Source organism: Synechococcus sp. R55.3 (assembly GCF_047461975.1).
Taxonomy (GTDB): Bacteria; Cyanobacteriota; Cyanobacteriia; order Thermostichales; family Thermostichaceae; genus Thermostichus.
Window position 1 is genome coordinate 24,927 of the sequence record NZ_JANSIG010000010.1, and the last position, 20,742, is coordinate 45,668.

The window sequence follows — 20,742 nt, forward strand, 5'->3', positions numbered from 1 at the left end:
CGGACAGAGGGCGGGGCTTCAAGGACTCCGTCCCGCTAGCGCGAACGGCGGCCTAGCTAAACGATCGCCACACCACTGCTTGCTGCCACAGTTCGTGTTCACTGCGCCCGGCTGCCAAAGTTGAGCCCCGCAACCACCTCACCTTCCCTCAAATTGACAACGAATGAAGCAGTTGTCCCGGTGGGGGGTGGAGGGGAGGGTGGTGCTGGAGTTGGGCTGGGGGCACTGCCGATTACCGATTGCACAAAACCGGCGAAGCTAGACACCCGCGTATACACCCCATAGAAATTGGGCTGGGCGCAGCCTCTGCCAAAACTGGTGATCCCGGCCAGGGCAAAACCCCTGCCGCTGGGCACAATCAAAGGCCCACCACTATCGCCCTGACACGCATCGACTCCTCCCTGGGGAAAGCCGGCGCAGAGCATGGTATCTAAAATGGTGCCATTGTAGGATTCGGGCGCATTGCACACCGCATTGGAGACGATGGGAACGGTGGCCTGCTGCAAATCTCGGGGAAAGCCGCTGGGTTCCTCGTTGTCCAGAGCAGGGGGGAAGGTGGCTCCCCAGCCGAGGATGGTGGCGGCAGTGCCAGGGGCCGTCAGGTTGGTTTGGTTGGGCTGCACCAGCGGCAGGGTGGCCAAAGCTACTGGCCGAGAAAGGCGCACCAGGGCAATGTCATTCCCCCCAAGTTTCCCCACCTGGGGGTTGTAGCCGGGGTTGAGGACAATTTGCGCGGCGCGAATGCGTTGACCGGCGCCGATTTGTAGGCGGTTGGTACCCAACAGCAGATCCAGATCTTGGGGATTCACCTGCCGGCCTTGATCGTCGAAAAAGCAGTGGGCAGCGGTGAGCACCCACTCCGGTGCAATCAGAGATCCCCCGCAAAACTGCGCCTGAAAAGGATCCGGCACAGCTGCCTTCAGCAAAGCCACCATCCAGGGAAAGGCCCCTTCGGGAGCAGGCCTGCCGCCCACAATCCGCTCCAGCCCCAAGCCTGAGCGCGGCGTGGTGAACACTCGCCCCGGGGGCAAAAGGGCAGTGACGCGGTAGGTGCCAGGGGGCAAGTTGGAGAAGCGAAAGTTACCGCTGGCATCGCTGACGGTGCTGGGCTCCCCCGGGTCGAGGCGGCCATTGCCGTTTAAGTCCAAAAAGGTGGCGATGCCCGGCAGCCCCGGCTCCCCCGGATCCCGCAGCCCATTGCCGTTGAGATCGTCGAAATGGGATCCCTCAATTCGTCCTGTGGGAGGAGCTGAGACTGGGGGAAGCGGGCGACTGGAACCCCCGCCGCCACAGGCGCTTATGCTCAGGGCCAGACACAACCCCAGCGGAATAGACCAAGAGCGAGCCAAGCCAAGGGGGAAATGGGATGGCGAGGGATGAGGCATGGTCAGATTCTCCAAAGCCAGCCGGTTATGCCAACCGAGTATATCCTACCGGCGAAGCCTAAAGATTGCGGAACCGGGAACGCTTCCCCCCGCGCCCGGCTCTTCCGATTTGCCCCAAGACCCAACGTGGCGATGCGCACTTTAGCCTCTTGCCGCCTGCGCAACTGGGCAGTAAAACCAGGGTGGGAGGGTGTGTGGCAGATGAATATCGCGGTCTTGGGGTTCAAAGGGGGCGTGGGCAAAACCACCACGGCGGTACACCTGGCCCTCTACCTTCAGCAAAAACAAGGGGCAGCCCCTTTGGGTGGGTCGGGGATGGCCCTGTTGATCGACGCCGATCCCAATCGCTCGGCCTCTCGCTGGGCAGAACGGGGATCATCCTTTCCTATCAAGGTATTGGCCGGGGATCCCACCACTCCCACGCCCACAGGCTTTCAGCACACGGTGATCGACACTCCTGCCCGTCCCACCCCGGAACAGTTACACGCTCTGGCGCAGCGGTGTGATCTGCTGCTTTTGCCCTGTTCCCCGGATGCCTTGGCTCTAGATGCCTTGATGCTGACCGCCAAGGCCCTAGACCGGTTGGGGGCAAAGCACTACAAGGTCTTGCTGACGCTGGTTCCCCCCTGGCCCAACCGAGATGGAGCGGAGGCCCGCAACTTTCTCAAGCAAGTCGGGATTCCTCTCTGCCACCATTCCATTCGCCGCACGGTGGCTTTTCAACGGGCTGCTCTGGAGGGGGTCTGTGTTCACGAGATCCCAGAGCCGAGAGCCAAACAAGCTTGGTCAGACTACGTTGCTGTGGGGGAGGAAATCTCGTCATGAGCAAGTTTGAGCGCCTTCTCGACCGGCAGCCAGAGGGGATCCCGGCCCGACCCGCCCCGAAAAAGCTGAGCGCCCAAGCCTACAAGATTCCAGAACCCAAGCCGACCCTCGAGCAACCGGAAGCAGGCGCCAAGCCCAACAGCTCTGAGTACGTCAAATTGACGGCCTACATCCCCAAAGAGACTCACCGAGCCGTGAAGCGCATCCTGTTGGAATCGGATCAAGATCTTTCGGAGCTGATCGAGGCGCTGCTCAGCCAGTGGCTGCGTTCTCAGTCGGGAAAGGTCTGAACATCAGGGAAGAGGGGCATTGCCAGACCCCACAGCCGCTCAGGGATCCCGCTGTCGGGGATCGGAGGGAGCACACAGATTCCAGATCAGAACCAGATAAGAATAAGATGAAGGGGCGTGAGGCAGGGATCCCCGAACGCGAGGTGGGGCCGTTCGCAATAGCGGGACGGAGCCTTTGGGCACGCTGCGCGAGGGGAAGTCTGTGTTGGGAGGATGTCACGCTCTTTCAGGTGCAAAGGGATCCTTTATGCAAGCCATCACCTTGCTCGGCTCCACCGGCTCGATTGGCACCCAAACTCTGGACTTGGTGGCCCAGTATCCGGAGCGTTTTCAGGTTGTTGGCCTGACCAGCTACAGCAACGTTGCCCTCTTGGCCGAGCAGGTACGGCGGTTTCGGCCCCAGATGGTTGCCATTGGCCGGGAAGAACTGCTGCCGGAGCTGCGGTCGCTGCTGACCGGGATCCGACCGCTGCCGGAGTTGGTGGCCGGAACGGAGGGGCTGTGTCAGGTGGCGGCTCACCCGGCGGCCCAGCGGGTGGTGACGGGGATCGTCGGCTGCGCCGGTTTGTTGCCAACCCTGGCGGCCATCCGTGCCGGCAAAGACATTGCCCTGGCCAACAAAGAAACCCTGGTGGCAGGGGGGCCGGTGGTGCTGCCCTTGGTGCGGCAGTACGGGGTGAACCTGATCCCCGTCGATTCTGAGCATTCGGCCATTTTCCAATGTTTGCAGGGGGTGCCGGCGGGATCCCTGCGAAAAATCTTGTTGACTGCCTCGGGTGGCGCCTTTCGGGATTGGCCTGCCGAAAAATTGGATCAGGTCACCCTGGCCGATGCCCTCAAGCATCCCAATTGGGTGATGGGGCGCAAAATCACCATCGACTCGGCTACCCTGATGAACAAGGGCCTGGAGGTGATCGAGGCCCACTGGCTGTTTGGCCTGGACTACGACCACATCGACATCCTCATCCATCCGCAAAGCATTGTCCACTCCCTGATCGAACTGGCCGATACCTCTGTTCTGGCCCAGTTGGGCTGGCCGGACATGCACCTGCCCATCCTCTACGGCCTCAGTTGGCCGGAACGCCTGGCCACCCCCTGGGATCCCCTCGATTTGGTCAAGCTGGGATCCCTTACCTTTAAGGCTCCGGATCACCGCAAGTATCCTTGCATGGAGTTGGCCTATGCCGCCGGGCGGAGGGGGGGGACGCTGCCGGCAGTGTTGAATGCAGCCAATGAAGTGGCGGTAGCCCTGTTCTTGCAGGAGCGCATCCGTTTTTTGGATATTCCCCGTCTCTTGGAGCGGGTTTGTGAGCGGCATCAAGTTATCGCCGATCCCAGCCTGGAGGATATTTTGCAGGCGGATGCCTGGGCGCGGCAGGAAACAGCGCAATTGGCCCAGCAAGCTCCGGCTCAGGTTCTGGTCTGATCCCTACCGGGGGGATCCGGCTGAGCGCTAGAGTGGGAGAGGATGCAGGGAGCAAGTGAGTGACCGGATCGGGATCCCATCTCCGACAGTTGGCCCATTATCTGCGCCCCTATCGACGACAGGTGGGGTTGGGCATTGGATCCCTGCTCTTGGTCAATGGCCTGGGGGTGTTCCTGCCCTGGTACGTCAAGCTGGTCATCGATGACCTCAGCCAGAACCTGGCCACTTTGTCGGACCGGCGCATTGCCCTTTACGCCTTGACGGTGCTGGTCGTCTCCAGCCTGATGATGGGCATTCGCATTGCCTCGCGGGTGTGGATGTTTGGGGTGGGACGGCAGGTGGAGTTTCACCTCAAGCAAGCCATCTTCGAGCATTTGCTCACCCTGCAGCCTTCCTACTTTGCCCAGCAGACCATCGGGGACATTCTCACCTGCATCACCAGCGATGTGGAAAACATCCGCCGCCTGTTGGGGTTCGCCCTGCTCAGTTTGGCCAACACGATCTTCGCCTATGCCACCACTCTGCCCGCCATGTTTGGCATTGAGCCCCGCCTCAGCGCACTGGCCCTATCGGTGTTTCCGGTGATGTTGGTCTTGGTCAAGCTGAGCAGTGCCCGCCTGCAGCAGGAGCAGCTCCAGGTGCAGCAGGAGTTGGCAGATCTGAGCGATCTCATCCAAGAAGATCTGAACGGCATCACCGTCATCAAGGTATACGGCCAAGAACAGCACGAGCAGCAGGGGTTTCGCCGCCAGAACCAGCGGCTGCTGCAGGCCAACTTACGCTTAGCCCTCACCCGCAACTTGCTCTTCCCCTCTTTGGTGGCGCTGGTCAGCCTCAGTTTGTTGCTACTGCTGGCGGTGGGGGGGCCGCAGATTGCGGCAGGGACGCTGACCATCGGGGATTTTTCGGCCCTCACCCTCTACGTGGAACGGTTGGTATTTCCCACCGCCCTGCTGGGCTTCACCATCACGGCCTACCAGCGGGGGCAGGTCAGCTTGGAGCGGATCGATGCTCTGTTGGGGGTAGAACCCACCATCCGAGACGCCCCAGGCGCTTTGCCGTTGCCTCTGGAGAGGGTGCAGGGTCGCCTCGAGGCCAGAGGTCTCGCGTTTGCCTTCGCCGGCCCTGCGGCAGCTCCGGCTCTAGAGGATTTGCACTTTTGCATAGAACCGGGCCAGATGGTGGCGGTGGTGGGGCCGATTGGGGCGGGCAAGTCCACTCTGGCCAATGCCCTTCCTCGGCTGCTGGAGATCCAGCCGGGGCAACTGTTTTTGGATGGGCGGGATATCACCCGTCTGCAACTGGGATCCCTGCGCCGGGCCATTGCCTATGTGCCCCAGGAGAGCTTCCTGTTCAGCGCCACGGTTCGGGACAACATCCGCTACGGCAAGCCAGATGCCGAAGATTGGGAGGTGGAATGGGCTGCCAAAGCCGCCCACATCCACGCCGAGATCCTCAACTTCCCCAACGGCTACGACACTCTGGTGGGAGAGCGGGGCATCACCCTCTCCGGTGGCCAGCGACAGCGGGTGGCCTTGGCTCGGGCTTTACTGGTGGATGCTCCCATCTTGATCCTGGATGACTCTCTCTCCAGTGTGGATAACCAGACGGCCCAAGCCATCCTCCGCCATCTGCGCCAGACCACGGCCCAGAAAACGGTGATCTTCATCACCCATCGCCTCACGGCTGCGGTGGAAGCCGATCAGATTTGGGTGATGGACAGGGGCCGCCTCGTGCAGAAGGGATCCCATGCCGAATTGCTGGCGGACGAGAAGGGCCTCTATGCTTCCCTGTGGGCCAAGCAGAAGCTGGAGGAGATACTGGCCTGATTTCTTCACCCCTGGCTCCTCTCCCAAGGTAAAGAGGGGATCTCGCTGGCGCTCTGGTCGGAAAGGGGGTTGAGCGGCTACCGTAAGCTGCAAAGCAGGGAGGAGTGGTGGAATGGAGACTGTTGGGATTGTTCGCGCTAGGGGTGCGGAGCGCCCTCTGTGGGAATTGCTCAGCCAAGCCGGGATCCAGCCCCGATTGGCCCAGGGATCCTTGGAGGGGGTGCAAGTTTGGAGCCTGTGTGCCGACTCCCGCCAGGTGCAGGCCGGGGATCTCTTTCTGGGGATGCCGGGATCCCGCGTGGATGGGGGTTGCTTCGTGGCCCAGGCCCTGGCGGCAGGGGCGGTGGCCGCCCTGATCTCCCAGGAGGCGTGGGAGAGCTTGTCTTCTCAGGAGTTGCTGTCGCAGCAGCCTATCCTGCTTATGCCGCGCGAGGCTCTCCCCAAGGCCGTGGCCCAGGTGGCGGCGGCTTTCTATGGTTTTCCCGCCCGTCAACTGACCTTGGTGGGGGTAACGGGCACCAACGGCAAAACCACCACCACCCATCTCATTGAACATTTGGTGCAGGCTGCCGGTCGCTCCACCGCTTTGCTGGGCACTCTGTACAACCGCTGGCCGGGCCACAGCGAAGTTGCTCCCCACACCACCCTTTTTCCGCCTGAACTGCAGCGCAGCCTCAGGGAAGCCCAGAGAGCCGGGGCGGAGGTGGCGGTGATGGAGGTGAGCTCCCATGCTCTCGCTCAAGATCGGGTGTGGGGATGTTCCTTTGCCGCTGCCGTCTGGACCAACCTCACCCAGGATCACCTGGACTTTCACCAGACGCTGGAGAACTACTGGCAGGCCAAGGCCACCCTCTTCCGACAGGAATATCTCCAAGGGCGGGCGGTGATCAACGCCGACGATGCTGGGGGACGGCGGCTCTTGCAAGCCATTCGGCCCGATCTGCAGCCCTGGGCCTACTCGCTGCAGCCCCTGCAGGGGATCCCCGGCCTCTGGCCCGGCCAAGTTCAACTGCGCCCCACCGGCCTGAGCGCGACCCTGCACACCCCTGCGGGCACGTTTGCCGTGGAGGCCCCCCTGGTGGGATCCTTCAACCTGGCCAACTTGCTGGCGGCGGTGGGGGTGGCGCTGCACTTGGGGATACCGGTGGAGACCATCCAGTCGGCTCTGCCCCATTTTCCAGGGGTGCCGGGGCGGGTGGAGCGGGTGACCCTGCCGGGGCAGGATATCGCGGTGATTGTGGACTATGCCCACACCCCCGACGGGCTGGAAAACCTGCTCAAGGCCCTGCGCTCCCAGGTGCAAGGTCAGCTTATCTGTGTCTTTGGCTGTGGGGGGGATCGGGATCGGGGCAAACGACCGCAGATGGGACGCATTGCCGCCACCTGGGCAGATCAGGTGATTGTTACTTCCGACAACCCCCGCACCGAAGATCCCCAGCAGATCCTACGGGATATTCTGGCCGGGATCCCTGGATCCCCCAGGGCGGTGGAGGTGGATCGGCGGCAGGCCATTCGCCTGGCCATCCTCGAAGCGCGGCCAGGGGATACAGTGGTGATCGCCGGCAAAGGCCACGAAGACTACCAAATCCTGGGCACCGAGAAGGTTCACTTCGACGACCGGGAAGAAGCCCGTGCCGCCCTGGCCCTGCGCCTGAACAGCCATAGCCCCTCCCGATAAACTCCTCTCTCTCTTCGGAAGAGGGGCTGGGGGTGAGGATTGCCAACAGCAAGTCAAAAGGCTTACAGTTGCCCACATGGGCTACCTAAAGATGGGCTAGACTCAGTACAACGAGAAGCACAAGCCCTATGCCTTCTTCTTCCGTGGATGTTCGCGAGCTACCCCTGTTTCCCTTGCCGGAGGTGGTACTGTTTCCGGGCCGCCCTCTGCCGCTGCACATATTCGAGTACCGCTACCGCATGATGATCAACACCATCCTGGAGACGGATCGCCGCTTTGGGGTGCTGATGTTCAATCCCCAGACGGGATCCCCGGTGCGGGTAGGGTGTTGTGCTGAGGTGTTGCAGGTGCAGCGCTTGCCGGATGACCGTATGGACATTTTGACCTTGGGGCAGCAGCGCTTCCGCGTCTTGGATTACGTGCGGGAAAAACCCTTCCGGGTGGGGCTGGTGGAATGGATTGAGGATGAGCCGACCACCCCTTCCGATGACCTGCAGGGCTGGGTGCGCCAGGTTACCACTCTCCTTCAGGATGTGGTGCGTCTCTCGGGCAAGCTGATGGAGCGGGATGCAGAGTTGCCGGAGCAGCTCCCCACCACTCCCATAGAATTGTCCTACTGGGTGGCCAGCCACTTTCATGGAGCCCCCCAAGAGCAGCAAGCTCTGCTGGAAATGGTCAGTACCGAAAGCCGGCTGCGCCGGGAAGCCGAAATTCTTGAGTCCACCCGCAAGCACTTGGCCGCCCGCACGGCCCTCAAGGATCTGTTCACGGAAATTTCCTGAGGTTCCTGTCAGTTGGTCAGGTCTGCTCCCATCTGTTCTGGTGGCTCTTGTGGACCTTTCCAGAGAGTGCCCTTTGCCTTTCTCGACCAGGCAGAGCAGAATGCTTCCCCCGGAAAGGTTGGGTATTTCTTGAGGATCCCTTCCCCGTTTTTCATGGCCTACGCTCGCCGCTACTTGCGCTTTCCCTCTCAGATCTTGGGCCGGGAAATGGAGATGCTCCACTTCGGGCATCACGGCTACCCGCTGATCTGTCTGCCCACCAGCAACGGGCGTTTTTTCGACTTGGAAGATCGCGGCATTATCGCCAGCCTCAGCCATCATCTGGAACAGGGCTATTTGCAGGCTTTTTGCGTGGAAACCCTGGATTGGGAGACCTTTTTCAACCGCGAGCTGGACTTGCCCCAACGTCGGGATCGTTGGCTGTTGTTGGAGCAGCACTGGGTAGAAGAGCTGATCCCCTATGCCAAAGCGGAAGCGCAAAATGAGTTTTTGGTAGTGGCCGGTTTTTCCCTGGGGGCTACCCATGCGGTCAACCTCACCTGTCGGCACCCCGGCTTGGTGCGCCGTTGCTTGGCCCTGGGGGGGCCCTACGATGTGGCGGCTCTCGGCTCCATCACCGGCTGGGATCCCCAACGGGCAGAGCAGGAGCTGTATTTCATCAACCCGCTGGCTTATATGTCCAACATGAGCCGGCAACTCTGGGATCACTTGGGCGGGCGCAACACCGAGCTGAAGCTGCTCACCGCTCGCCACGACCACTGCCTCAGCGACAACCTGCGTCTGGCGGAAGTGCTTAGCCGCAACAACATCCCCCATCAACTGGAGGTATGGGAGGGGAATCACGATTGGCCCACTTGGCAAGCGCAAATCCGCGCCTTCGCGTAGGATCCCTTGCAGGGAATAGCTTTTGACGAGAGAGCTTTGATGATTGAAGACTATTGGGTTGGCAGCCTGCACTTCAGCGAGCCTTTTGGGGACGATACTCTGGCCCGCCTCAACGCACTTCCCCCTGTTCAAGCTCGCAACGGCCAAACTTACAAGATCCGGGCCGAACATGTCACCATTCATGAGGTGAACCTGGATTACCGCACCAAGTATCGCTTGATCCTGGATCGCTTCAGCTACCTTTACCCCCAAGCCATCGGCCTATTCATGGGCTTTGCCTTTCGGGGGGTTTACCTCATCAACAACCCCTTTAGCTTTTATTACTACCTGCGCAACAAAGATGCTGCCTACATGGTGGTCAAAGAGCTGGGGATCTCCATCCCCAAAACTTACATTCTGCCCCCTAAAGAAGCCCCTGCATTGAAAGCAGAGGACTTTAAGTATCATAAGTTTTTCGATTGGCAGGGGATGGCAGAAGACCTGGGCTGGCCAATGGTGATCAAGCCGGCGGAGGGGCGAGAGGCCATTGGAGTAGAAATAGCCCACAACATGGAGCAGCTCCTCTATTTTTACGACCGCTCTGGATCTCAGGTGATGATGATCCAAGAGAAGGTCAAAACCCCTTACCCTTGGCAGATTCGCGCCCTCTGCATTGGCCGAAAGATCATTCCGATCAAGTATATCTTTCGCAAGTTCGATGCCAGCGAATATCTGTTTGATCCAGAATTTCTTACCCCGGAAATGGGCCAGAAAGTCATCAATACCTGTCGGATTATCAATCGAGTTTTGGGCTATGAAATGAACTCGGTGGAGCTATTCATCGACGAGCAGGGAGAGCTGCAGGCCATCGACTTTAACAATCCGGTGCCCGATGGGCGGCTCAAGGCTTTGGGAGAGATCTTCTACAACGATTACCAGCAGGCCCTTTGCGATTTGGTCTTGGACATCGTGCGGGAACAGCGTCCTTTCGACTTCCTGCCCCCAGATATCAACCGCTTTGCCCACATTGCCCGACGGGCCGATCTCACCCGCGAGCAGAAGTTTCAGATGGCTTTGGAATTGGCCAACCGTTACTACGAGCCCAGGGATCCCGATTAAAATCAAACCAGAACCCAAAAGTGTGGTTTTCCGCCGGAGAAGTTGTGGACGGGCAAAGGAGCAGCAGCGTGGTTTCCGACCCCGTTTCAGGGTGGTACGTGATCAAGCAGGCGCAGGGATCCTGCCAGGTGCTGCATTTGGCGGCGGGGGATCCCCTCTTGAGTCGGCAAGAGCATTGGGGGCCTTTTCCCAGCCAAGCTGAGGCAATTGCACGGCGGGTTGGTCTGATCCGAGCAGGCAAATGTCAACCGGCTTGAAATGGCGCTGGTGCCACGATATTCGCGAGATCCCGGCAGTGGCCTGGCACGCTTTGCAAACGGAGCGCACCTCTCCTTTTTTGGAATACGAATGGTTGCACAGCCTAGAAAGCTCAGGTTGTGCCAGCCGCAAGACGGGGTGGCTGCCCTGTCACTTGTTGGTGGAGGCAGACGGCCAGTTGATTGCTGCTGCCCCCTTGTATTTGAAAAGCCACAGTCAAGGGGAGTTTGTCTTCGACCAAGAATGGGCTGCAGTTGCCGGCCAATTGGGGGAACGCTACTACCCGAAGTTAATCGGCATGGCCCCCTTCACCCCGGCCACGGGCTATCGCATCCTCGTCCATCCCGAGTATTCGGAAGCAGAGGTGTGGTCGTTGATGCTGGCAGCCATTGACCGGTTTTGCCAAGAGAAGGATATTTCGGTGTTTAGCTTGCTTTATGTAGATCTGGACTGGCGGACTCAATTGGAGTCGGATGGATTTACGCCCCGGATCACCCACAACTACCAGTGGCACAACCCCGGCTACCGCTCTTACGAAGACTTTTTGAGCCAGTTCAATGCCAACCAGCGGCGCAACATCAAGCGAGAGCGGGCTGCAATGGAAAAAAGCGGCCTAGAACTCAAGATTTACACAGGAGAGGAGATCACGCCCCGCCTGTTGTCTCTCATGTACGACTTTTACAGCAACACCTGCGCCCAATTTTGGAACTGGAGCAAATATCTCAATCGCCGCTTTTTCGAGTCTCTCTATCCCAACTATCGGGAGCGGGTGGTGCTGGTGGCCGGGGAACGGAATGCAGAAATTGTGGGGATGTCTTTTTGTATTCGTAAGGGAGATCGCCTGTTCGGGCGCTACTGGGGTTGTCGGGAGGAGGTGAAGTTTTTGCACTTTAACGTTTGCTACTACGAGCCCATTGCCCTCGCCATCCGAGAAGGGATCCGCAACTTTGATCCCGGCGCAGGGGGATCCCATAAGATTCGACGGGGATTTCCGGCCACGCCTGTGTACAGCTACCACCGCTTCTATAGCCGAAGGCTACAACAGGTTTTGGTGCCCTACCTAAACCGGGTTAACCCTCTCATGTTGGCCGAGCTGGAGAACGTGAATCAAAACGAGGTTCCTTTTCGAGAAGATGTTTTGCCTTCTCTATCTGCTTTGACCAAGGAGTGAACCACTCCATTGGATCGGGTTTTCAATCCCTGTCAGCAGTTGGCGGCTGACATGCTTTTTGCCCTGCTACAGCTTTTTTCGGCAATACTGACTCCAGCCAACACAGACCTGACCTATGGTTGTAGTTACTTCGAATTTCGGCGAAACGGCTTAATGGAACATCCGATCCCTTCCGTCCTTCCTGATCCCGTCAAACCTGGGGATCTTTTGATGTTGGAGATCACGGCCCTGACCCCCCAAGGAGATGGCATTGCCCACACGGCAGGACTTGGACAAGGGCGAGTGGTGTTTGTGTCCCAGGCGGTGCCCGGGGATCAGGTGGTGGCCCAAATAACCGAGATCAAGCGCAACTACTTGGTCGGGAGAATTCGGTCGCTGGTTTCTCCCTCTCCCGAACGGGTGCGACCGGCCTGCATCGTGGCGGACAAATGTGGTGGCTGCCAATGGCAACACGTCAGCTATGGCCAGCAGTTGGCCACCAAGCAGCAAATTCTCAGAGATGCGCTGGAGCGGATTGGCGGTCTTGCTCTGCCGGAGCCTGTCCCCATTTTGGGATCCCGGCAGCCGCTGCGCTATCGCAACAAGGTCACCTACCCCATAACCAAACCGGAGGGCCAGCTATTGCGCATGGGCTACTACCAACGGGGCAGCCACCGCTTGGTGAACCTCAACCAATGCCCCGTGCAAGATGAGCGGCTGGACGTGTTCCTGAGGGAAATCAAGCGCGATCTTCAAGAGACGGGCTGGAGTGTGTATGACGAAAGTCGTCACCAGGGTCATCTCCGCCACTTGGGTTTGCGCATCGGTCGCCGCACCCGCGAGGTGCTTCTTACCTTGGTCAGTTGCAGTCGTCGCCTGCCCCATCTGGAAAGCTGGGCCGAACGCTGGATGCAGCGCTACCCCGACCTGGTGGGGGTCTGTCTCAATCTCAACTCGGCTCGTACCAATGCCATCTTCGGCCCGGAGACTGAGGTCATTGCCGGTCGAGGGGCTCTGCGGGAGGAATTTGCCGGTTTTTCCCTCTGGATCGACAGCACCTCTTTCTTCCAGGTCAACACAGAGCAAGCAGAAGCCTTTTTTACCTGGATAGCCGACCAACTGAACCTGCGGGGAGAGGAAACCATCCTGGATGCCTACTGTGGCATCGGCACCTTAACCTTGCTGCTGGCGCAACGGGCGAAACGGGCGATGGGGGTGGAAGCTTTGCCGGAAGCGGTGGCCCAAGCCCGCTACAATGCCCAGTTCAACGGTATCGCCTCAGCCCAATTTTTCCAGGGCACGGTGGAACAGGTTTTGCCAACCCTGCCCCCTGCCGACATTGTGGTGCTGGATCCGCCGCGGCGCGGCTGCGACCGCCAAGTGCTCGAGACCTTAAAGCTGCGGCGACCACCGCGCATCGTTTACATTAGCTGTCACCCTGCCACTTTGGCGCGAGACTTACAGGTCTTATTGGCAGAGGGCTCCTATCGCCTCACCCAATGGCGGGCGGCTGACTTCTTTCCCCAAACCGGGCACGTGGAGGGGGTGGCCTTTCTGGAGCGAGTTTGAATTGGAAAGGATCACGCACCTTGGCAAGACCTCAGTCGCCCAGCACTGTGCAGCGGAGCAAAAGATACAGTCGTTTCGCCTATTTCCTTTCTTCCCTTGAGAGAGGGGCCAGGGGTGGTCGCGTTGGCGGCGCGGAGCGCTTGGGAGCGGATTCACCGGTTGGGAAAGCGCACCGTCGAGGGGCCGCAAATGCTAACGTCGGAGTAGGGATCTTCCGGCTTAGCAAGGGATCCCGTTACCCTGGTTTTTGGCTTTTTCCCCAAGATCTGGATGTTAAGAGCTGGAATTGTCGGCCTGCCCAACGTAGGCAAATCTACCTTGTTCAACGCCCTCTGTGAAAATGCCAAAGCCGAGGCGGCCAACTTTCCCTTCTGCACCATTGAGCCGAATGTGGGGCGGGTGGCGGTGCCCGACGAGCGCTTGCAGGTGCTGGCCAAGATCAGCGGTTCTGCCGAGATCATCCCCAGCCAAATCGAGTTTGTGGATATTGCCGGGCTGGTGGCTGGAGCCAGCAAGGGGGAGGGTCTGGGCAACCAGTTTCTCTCCCACATTCGCCAGGTGGACGCCGTGGTGCATGTGGTGCGCTGCTTCCAGGACGAGAACATTGTGCATGTGGCCGGATCGGTGGATCCCTTGCGGGATATCGGGGTGATCAACCTGGAGCTGGCCCTGGCGGATCTGGCCCAGATCGAGCGGCGCATGGAGCGGGTGCGCAAGCAGGCCAAGTCCGACAAAACCGCCCAACTGGAGTTGCAGGCTTTGGAACAGTTGCAGGCCGCTTTGGACGAGGGCAAGCCGGCTCGCCTGGTACCCCTCAGCCCAGAAGAAGAGCAGTTGATCAAAGGGTTGGGGCTGCTCACCCGCAAAAAAGTCATCTACGCCGCCAATGTGGCGGAAACGGATCTGGCCAGCGGCAATGCCTGGGTGGAGCAGGTGCGGCAATTTGCCGAGGCGGAAGGGGCAGGTGTGGTGGTGGTCTCAGCCCAGGTGGAGGCGGAACTGGTGGAGCTACCCCCCGACGAGCGACAGGCCTATCTGGATTCGTTGGGGGTGAAAGAAGGCGGGCTGAAATCCCTAATCCGGGCCACCTACGAGCTGTTGGGCTTGCGCACCTACTTTACCTCTGGCCCCAAAGAAACCCGCGCTTGGACGATCCCCGTCGGAGCTACAGCTCCTCAGGCAGCCGGGGTGATCCACTCCGATTTTGAGCGGGGCTTCATCCGGGCCGAGACGGTGGCCTATGCCGATCTGGTGGCGGCGGGATCCCTGAATGCCGCCAAAGAAAAGGGCCTGCTGCGCAGCGAAGGCAAAGACTACGTCGTCCAGGAAGGGGACGTGATGCACTTCCGCTTCAATGTCTAGTTCCCTATCCTCCTGCATCTCTCAGGCAAGCTGGGTTTTCTCAGAAACTGAAGACTTGCTCCCTGTCTTTAGGCAAAAAGACTTAACCCGCCCTGGACAAGGGATCCCAGCGCAGCTCCGGCTGGGTCTGAGAGGGGGCCTTTTCCTAAGAAAACGGTTGACGCTGTAACGAAACATCACAATAATTGGACTAGATAAACAAATGTTTTAGGGATGTATTGATGGATCTGCTGCAATACGGCCCGATGGCCTGGGTTTACATGGCGATCTTTGCCTCTATCATTTGGTGTATTTGGGGTCGTTCGGAAGACGACATCATGTTCTAGCCAGAGCGGGAGAGCTTCCTCTGTCGGCGGGGGCCATTCCTTGCGCTTGAGCCGGCAGGGGCAGCCTTTCACCAATCGTGGCTCTGTAAGGACGTTGTAAGAAATTTTGTAGAATCCTGTTGGGCTTGCGCCAGCCTTGGGATTGACGGCAATACCATCCTAGGCAGTGGGAGACTTTTCCCCCTGCTTTTGCAACACGGCAGCCTGCAGCGGTTATGGGTGTTACCAGCTTGATCTCCCGACGTCCTCTGCCTGGGGCAGAACAGACGCCAGAGGGCTACCGTCTTTCTTGGCGGGGCGTTGGGGTGATGGGGGTGCTAAACGTTACCCCCGACAGCTTCAGCGATGGCGGCCAGTGGGGATCTGCAGAAGCGGCTGTGCAGGCAGCCAAAGCCATGGCAGCGGCAGGGGCCTTGATCGTGGATATTGGCGGCGAGTCCACCCGTCCGGGAGCGGAGCCGGTATCAGTGGAGGTGGAATGCGACCGAGTCTTGCCCGTGATCCGGGCCCTGGAAGGATCCGGGATCCCCATCAGCATCGACACCCGCAAGCCGGAGGTGGCAGCGGCGGCTTTGGCTGCCGGCGCCCACTTGGTGAACGACGTAACCGGGCTGCGGGATCCCCAAATGATACAGGTCTGTGCCGAGGCGGGGGTGCCGGCGGTGATCATGCACATGCGGGGAGAGCCGCGCACCATGCAGCAGCAGACCGACTATGCTGACCTGGAGGGGGAGGTTTTCGGTTTCCTCAGGGAACAGGCGGAGCGGGCTCTGGCGGCGGGCGTGCCCAGCGTTGTTTTGGATCCGGGCTTGGGCTTTGCCAAAACTGCTGAGCAGAATGTAGTCCTGCTTAAAGCCCTACCGCGGCTGGTGGCCTACGGCTACCCGGTCTTGGTGGGGGCCTCCCGCAAAAGTTTTGTGGGTAAGCTTTCCGGCATTGCCGTACCTAATCAGCGAGACAGCGCCAGCGTGGCCGTGCACCTGTTTGCAGCCAGCCGGGGGGCTGCCCTGGTACGGGTTCACAACGTGCCGGCTCATGTTTCCGCCCTTGCCACTTGGGAAGCTCTGCACCATGACGCAGGGTAGGCTGGTGCTGCAGGGCCTCGTCTTTCATGCCTATCACGGCCACTGCCCGGAGGAAGCGGTTTTGGGTGGGCGTTTTGTGGTGGACGTGGAGATGCGGCTTTCCCTAGCCGAGATCCAAGATGACCTCTCGCGCACGGTGGACTACGCCCAGGTGTACGAGAGGGTGCGGCAGGAGGTGACCGGCCAACGCTACCGCTTGGTCGAGACCTTGGCGGATCAGATCGCAGAGCGGCTGTGGCAGAGCTATCCCCAACTGGAGGCCCTAACTGTGCGGGTTCACAAGCCCCATGCTCCCCTGCCGGGGCTGTTCGAGGATGTTTACGTCGAGGTCGACCGCCGGCGAGCCGTAAGCAGGGCGGAAGCCTCATGAATCGTGACCTGGCCTATGTTGCCCTGGGAAGCAACCTGGGGGATCCGCTGCAGCAGTTGCGCTTGGCTGTGCAGAAGTTGCGCCGGTTGGGAGAGGTGGTGGCCTGTTCCAGTCTCTACCGCAGCCCAGCCCAAGGGGGGCCACCCGGACAGCCTGACTACCTTAACGCAGTGGTGGCCTTGGATCCCTTTCCCCCCTACCGGTCTCCCCTGGAGTTGCTCGGGGCGCTGCTGGCCATCGAGCAGGAGGCAGGACGGGTGCGGCGCATCCGCTGGGAGGCCAGAACCCTGGATTTGGATCTGCTGGCCATGGGCAGCCGCATCCTGAACAGCCCTGAGCTGACGTTGCCCCACCCCCGCATGATGGAACGTGCTTTTGTCTTAGCTCCCTTGGGGGAGATCGCTCCCGACTGGCGTCACCCTGAGACCGGTGTGGGGGTCAAAGAGGCACTCATCAGTTTGGATCAGTCCTGGCTGGAGCGCACAACCCTCGGCTGGGAGTAAGAAAGAGTTTGGTAAGCTGGTTAGGGATTTCGGCAAAAGGGATCCCATGGACAGCCTCCAACTCTGGCAGCGCTACTGCGATTGGCTTTACTACCATCCCGGCCTGGAGATTTTCGTCGATATCAGCCGCATCCGTTTCACTCCCCCTCAGGTGGAAGCGCTACGGCCTCGCTTTGCCCAGGCTTTTGCCGATATGCAGGCTTTGGAGGCAGGAGCCATTGCCAACCCCGACGAAGGCCGCCAGGTGGGCCACTATTGGCTGCGGGCGCCCGAGCTGGCTCCCACCCCTGAAATCCGGCAGGCCATTCAGGATTCCATTGAGCGAGTGGAAACCTTTGCCGAAAAGATCCATCGCGGAACCATCCCGGCCAGCGGGGGGGGACGGTTCACCGAGCTGCTCTGCATCGGCATTGGCGGCTCAGCTCTGGGGCCGCAATTTGTGGCGGAGGCCCTGGCTCCGCTGCACCCCCCCCTGAACATCCACTTCATCGACAACACGGATCCCGACGGGTTTGACCGGGTGCTGGGGCGGCTGGCCAACAAACTGGGGCAAACCCTGGTGATCACCACCTCCAAATCCGGCGGCACCCCAGAGCCCCGCAATGGCTTGGTGGAGGTGAAGCTGGCCTACCAAAAGGCTGGGATCCCTTTTTCTGCCCATGCGGTGGCCATCACCGGCCCCGGCAGCCAATTGGAGCAGCAGGCGCGGCAGGAGGGGTGGTTGGAGGTCTTCCCCATCTTCGACTGGGTGGGGGGGCGCACCTCCGAAACGTCCCCGGTGGGCCTGTTGCCGGCAGCGTTGCAGGGCATCGATATCCGGGCTTTGCTGGCCGGGGCAGCCACCATGGATGAGGCCACCCGCCTGCCCCACCTGGAGCGCAATCCCGCCGCTCTGCTGGCCATGGCCTGGTACATCGTCGGTCAAGGCCAAGGGCGCAAAGACATGGTGGTTTTGCCCTACAAGGATCGCCTGCTGCTGTTTAGCCGTTACTTACAACAGTTGGTGATGGAATCCCTGGGCAAATCCCACGATCTAAACGGCAACCGTGTGGAGCAGGGCATCGCCGTTTACGGCAACAAGGGCACCACCGACCAACATGCCTACGTCCAGCAGTTGCGGGATGGCTTGAACAACTTCTTTGTCACCTTCATCGAGGTGCTTCAGGATCGGGAGCCTGGGATCCCTTCCCCCTTCGTGGAGCCGCAGGTGACCAGTGGCGACTACCTGAACGGCCTGCTGCAGGGCACCCGCCAGGCCCTCTACGAAAACGGTCGCGACTCCATTACCGTGACGCTGCCACGGGTAGATGCCCGCTCGGTGGGGGCCTTGATTGCCCTCTACGAGCGAGCCGTGGGCCTCTACGCCTCCCTAATCCAGATCAACGCTTACCATCAACCGGGGGTGGAAGCAGGCAAGAAAGCCGCCAGCGCTGTCTTGGAGCTGCAACGGCGATTGCTAGAGACGGTGCAGGAGCACCAGGGATCCCTGACTTTGCCCCAACTGGCGAAGCAACTGGGCTGCCCGGAGCGCATAGAAACCCTGTACTGGATTGTGCGGCACCTACACGCCAATGGCCGCGGAGTCCTGTTGACAGGGGATCCCGCCCGCCCCCTGGAGCTGAGCATCCAGCCTCGGCCTGCTTGAGCCTCGAGTTTCCTGGAGCAAGTGCGGAGAGCAGGCTTGAGTTGGTCAATCTGTACCTCGCCTTAAGCCCTTCCCGGCCAGCCGACCCCCCTGCCTAGAATCGAGCAAGAGTCCACTCCAGGAGGAGACTATGGATCAATCTGCTGCCGTCCTGCCCCTACAAACCCCGAAAGATGTCTCCATCGAAGATATTGAGCAGGAGCTGAACAAGATCTGGTCTTCCAAAGGAGAGAGCGTTGCCGCCCGCGCTGCCACCTTTACCCTGGTGGTGTACGAATCTCTGGACGATGCGCTGTTGCTGCCTTCCCCCACCGTCGAAGCCATCGCCACCCAGAACCCCTGTCGCGTCATTGACCTGCGCGCCAAACGAGAGGGATCCCCAGACGATGCCATCGAGGCCCAGGTGGCCGCCTATTGCCCGGTGACCCGCGAGCAGCGCAGCTCGTTGGTCTGTTGCGAATACATCACCCTGAAAGCGCCCGAATCGGCCTTTGTGCGGGCCTGCAGCACGGTCGCCTCGCTGCTGATCCCCAACTTGCCCACCTTTTTGTGGTGGCAGGGGGATCTGGATCTGAACAGCTTGCTGTTTCAAAAATTGGTGGCCCTGAGCAATCGGGTCATTGTCGATTCGCGGGGCTTTGTCAATCCAGAAGAAGATCTGCAAGAAATCCACCTCTTGCTGAGCGAGGGCCGCCACTGCGGGGATCTCAACTGGCGGCGGCTGCTGCCCTGGCAGGAACTCACCGCCCAAGCCTTCGACCCTCCCGACCGGCGAGAGTCCCTCTACCTTGTGGATCGTGTGAACCTCGACTACAAAGCCGGCAATCCCTGCCAGGCGTTCCTCTTCCTGGGCTGGCTGGCCAGTCGCCTGGGGTGGACTCCCACAGAGCGGGTTCAGGCTCAGGAGCACGATTACCAGATCGACCGTATCCGCTTGCAAACCCAAAGGGGCGGCGAGGTGATGGCAGAACTGGCGGCTGTGCCCTTGGCCTCGGAAATCAGCCAGCCGGGGGATCTCATCGGGCTGCGCCTCACCTCCAGCAACCAGGAAGCCGACGCCTGTACCGTGCTGTGCTCCGAAACCACAGGGTGTATGCGCATGGAAGCCATGGGGGGCGCTCAGAGGTGCGTGATTCGCCAGGTGGCTCCCCTGGAGCAGGACTCCCTCGACACCCTGCTGGCTGCCGAGTTGCAGCGGCTTGGTCCCGACTACCTCTACGAAGAAACCCTAGGGGTGGTGGATCAGATGCTGAAGCTGGGCAAAAGCTGAGATCCGCTTCTGTTTCAAGGCAGCTCCACCGACGTGGGCTTGGAAGCATGGGGCAGTCCCCACCCCAATTTCTCGCGCATAACGCGGAAAAATTCCGGTCGGCGCAGGCGCATCAAATCCGTCCAATAGGGGGCACGTACCACCCGAATCTGGTCTTCCGGCATGATATAGCAGCCGGCATTCCCATCCACCACCAAAACCAGCGGCTGAGGGGTAACGGGGCTAATCCACACCTCCTCCGAATCGGGAAAGACCAAGGCCCGCGAGGCCATGGAATGGGGGCAGATGGGGATCAACTGCAAAACCGGCACCCCCGGTGTGATCACCGGCCCACCCGCCGAGAGGGCATAAGCCGTCGAGCCGGTGGGAGTAGCCAAAATCACTCCGTCGGCAGCCACATCCAGAGGTGAGTGATCCCCGATGGTGATCTCGAAATGGCACATGCTGGTCAAAGGCTCGCGGTGCAGCACCATCTCGTTTAAGCTCAAGACCTCCCAGCGCAATTCCTGCCCTCGGTAGGCTTGCACCAGCAACATGCTGCGGCGATCCAGGGTGTATTCCCCGGCAATGGCGGCGCTGGCTGCCTCCTCTAGATGAGAAAGGTAGGTCTCCGTCAGAAAGCCCAGGTGGCCCGTGTTCACCGCCAACAGGGGGATCCCTTTGGGGGCCAGTTGCCGCGCTGCTGCCAAGACGGTGCCATCTCCCCCCAACACCACTGCAAACTTCATGGTTTGATCAAATCCAGCCGGGGCCAGGCTATCTACTCTGGTCAGGCAGATGGGGCTGTCGGGCTTGGCATAGCCGAGGATACCGCCCCAGTTGGGGGCCACACAGACTTCCCAGCCCTGCTCCTGAAACCAGCGGGCTAGGGTTTCGCTGCTGCGTTTGGCGGCGGGTTTGGCGTCGTTGTAGAGGATCCCGGCTTTGGGCTTGGTCATGGGCAATGGGAAGGCAGAGGTGCCAAAACTCTATCAGTTCTGCAGGCCCTTCTGCTGGCCAGGTGATC

General features: G+C 60.3%; 19 protein-coding genes. 17 read left to right on the top strand and 2 right to left on the bottom strand.

Annotated features, from left to right (window positions below):
• Positions 1-98: 98 nt before the first annotated feature.
• Positions 99-1,385, bottom strand: a complete 1,287-nt coding sequence (locus NW849_RS02855) for a trypsin-like serine protease (protein ID WP_414355821.1) — start codon at positions 1,383-1,385, stop codon at positions 99-101.
• A 201-nt stretch (positions 1,386-1,586) separates the two neighbouring features.
• Here NW849_RS02855 and NW849_RS02860 point away from each other — a divergent pair, with 201 nt between their 5' ends.
• The 17 genes from NW849_RS02860 (at position 1,587) to NW849_RS02940 (ending at position 19,736) form a co-directional block, all read left to right on the top strand.
• Complete coding sequence (locus NW849_RS02860) at positions 1,587-2,210, top strand: ParA family protein (RefSeq protein WP_414355822.1); 624 nt, start codon at positions 1,587-1,589, stop codon at positions 2,208-2,210.
• A complete protein-coding gene (locus tag NW849_RS02865) occupies positions 2,207-2,500 on the top strand; it encodes a hypothetical protein (RefSeq protein ID WP_011432860.1) in 294 nt (97 codons plus the stop codon). The genes NW849_RS02860 and NW849_RS02865 overlap by 4 nt, the downstream gene beginning before the upstream one ends.
• Before the next feature lie 247 nt (positions 2,501-2,747).
• Complete coding sequence (locus tag NW849_RS02870; RefSeq protein ID WP_414355823.1) at positions 2,748-3,926, top strand: 1-deoxy-D-xylulose-5-phosphate reductoisomerase; 1,179 nt, start codon at positions 2,748-2,750, stop codon at positions 3,924-3,926.
• A 59-nt stretch (positions 3,927-3,985) separates the two neighbouring features.
• Positions 3,986-5,755, top strand: coding sequence for an ABC transporter ATP-binding protein (locus tag NW849_RS02875; protein ID WP_414355824.1), 1,770 nt, complete (start codon positions 3,986-3,988; stop codon positions 5,753-5,755).
• A gap of 112 nt (positions 5,756-5,867) precedes the next feature.
• Positions 5,868-7,433: a UDP-N-acetylmuramoyl-L-alanyl-D-glutamate--2,6-diaminopimelate ligase gene (locus NW849_RS02880; protein ID WP_414355825.1), complete on the top strand. Its 1,566-nt coding sequence runs from the start codon at positions 5,868-5,870 to the stop codon at positions 7,431-7,433.
• A gap of 128 nt (positions 7,434-7,561) precedes the next feature.
• Entirely contained in the window at positions 7,562-8,215 is a 654-nt protein-coding gene (locus NW849_RS02885) for an LON peptidase substrate-binding domain-containing protein (RefSeq protein WP_414355826.1), read from the top strand.
• A gap of 66 nt (positions 8,216-8,281) precedes the next feature.
• Complete coding sequence (locus NW849_RS02890; RefSeq protein ID WP_414355827.1) at positions 8,282-9,100, top strand: alpha/beta hydrolase-fold protein; 819 nt, start codon at positions 8,282-8,284, stop codon at positions 9,098-9,100.
• Between the two features lie 39 nt (positions 9,101-9,139).
• Complete coding sequence (locus NW849_RS02895; protein ID WP_414329283.1) at positions 9,140-10,198, top strand: ATP-grasp domain-containing protein; 1,059 nt, start codon at positions 9,140-9,142, stop codon at positions 10,196-10,198.
• A 68-nt stretch (positions 10,199-10,266) separates the two neighbouring features.
• Positions 10,267-10,455, top strand: coding sequence for a hypothetical protein (locus tag NW849_RS02900; RefSeq protein ID WP_414355828.1), 189 nt, complete (start codon positions 10,267-10,269; stop codon positions 10,453-10,455).
• Positions 10,440-11,627: a GNAT family N-acetyltransferase gene (locus NW849_RS02905; RefSeq protein ID WP_414355829.1), complete on the top strand. Its 1,188-nt coding sequence runs from the start codon at positions 10,440-10,442 to the stop codon at positions 11,625-11,627. The genes NW849_RS02900 and NW849_RS02905 overlap by 16 nt, the downstream gene beginning before the upstream one ends.
• 153 nt (positions 11,628-11,780) lie before the next feature.
• A complete protein-coding gene (rlmD, locus tag NW849_RS02910; RefSeq protein ID WP_414355830.1) occupies positions 11,781-13,175 on the top strand; it encodes a 23S rRNA (uracil(1939)-C(5))-methyltransferase RlmD in 1,395 nt (464 codons plus the stop codon).
• 270 nt (positions 13,176-13,445) lie between these two features.
• Complete coding sequence (ychF, locus tag NW849_RS02915) at positions 13,446-14,537, top strand: redox-regulated ATPase YchF (protein ID WP_414355831.1); 1,092 nt, start codon at positions 13,446-13,448, stop codon at positions 14,535-14,537.
• A gap of 541 nt (positions 14,538-15,078) precedes the next feature.
• A complete protein-coding gene (folP, locus tag NW849_RS02920) occupies positions 15,079-15,948 on the top strand; it encodes a dihydropteroate synthase (protein ID WP_414355832.1) in 870 nt (289 codons plus the stop codon).
• Entirely contained in the window at positions 15,935-16,318 is a 384-nt protein-coding gene (gene folB / locus NW849_RS02925; RefSeq protein WP_414355833.1) for a dihydroneopterin aldolase, read from the top strand. The genes folP and folB overlap by 14 nt, the downstream gene beginning before the upstream one ends.
• Positions 16,315-16,821, top strand: coding sequence for a 2-amino-4-hydroxy-6-hydroxymethyldihydropteridine diphosphokinase (folK, locus tag NW849_RS02930; RefSeq protein WP_414355834.1), 507 nt, complete (start codon positions 16,315-16,317; stop codon positions 16,819-16,821). Before folB ends, folK begins: the two co-directional genes overlap by 4 nt.
• A 46-nt stretch (positions 16,822-16,867) precedes the next feature.
• Positions 16,868-18,466 (top strand): glucose-6-phosphate isomerase, encoded by a 1,599-nt coding sequence (locus NW849_RS02935; protein WP_414355835.1) that lies wholly within the window; start codon positions 16,868-16,870, stop codon positions 18,464-18,466.
• A gap of 130 nt (positions 18,467-18,596) precedes the next feature.
• Positions 18,597-19,736, top strand: a complete 1,140-nt coding sequence (locus NW849_RS02940) for a glucose-6-phosphate dehydrogenase assembly protein OpcA (protein ID WP_414355836.1) — start codon at positions 18,597-18,599, stop codon at positions 19,734-19,736.
• 14 nt (positions 19,737-19,750) lie between these two features.
• Here the strand turns inward: NW849_RS02940 and NW849_RS02945 are convergent, their stop codons facing one another.
• Positions 19,751-20,674, bottom strand: coding sequence for an NAD(+) kinase (locus tag NW849_RS02945; RefSeq protein ID WP_414355837.1), 924 nt, complete (start codon positions 20,672-20,674; stop codon positions 19,751-19,753).
• Positions 20,675-20,742: the final 68 nt, after the last annotated feature.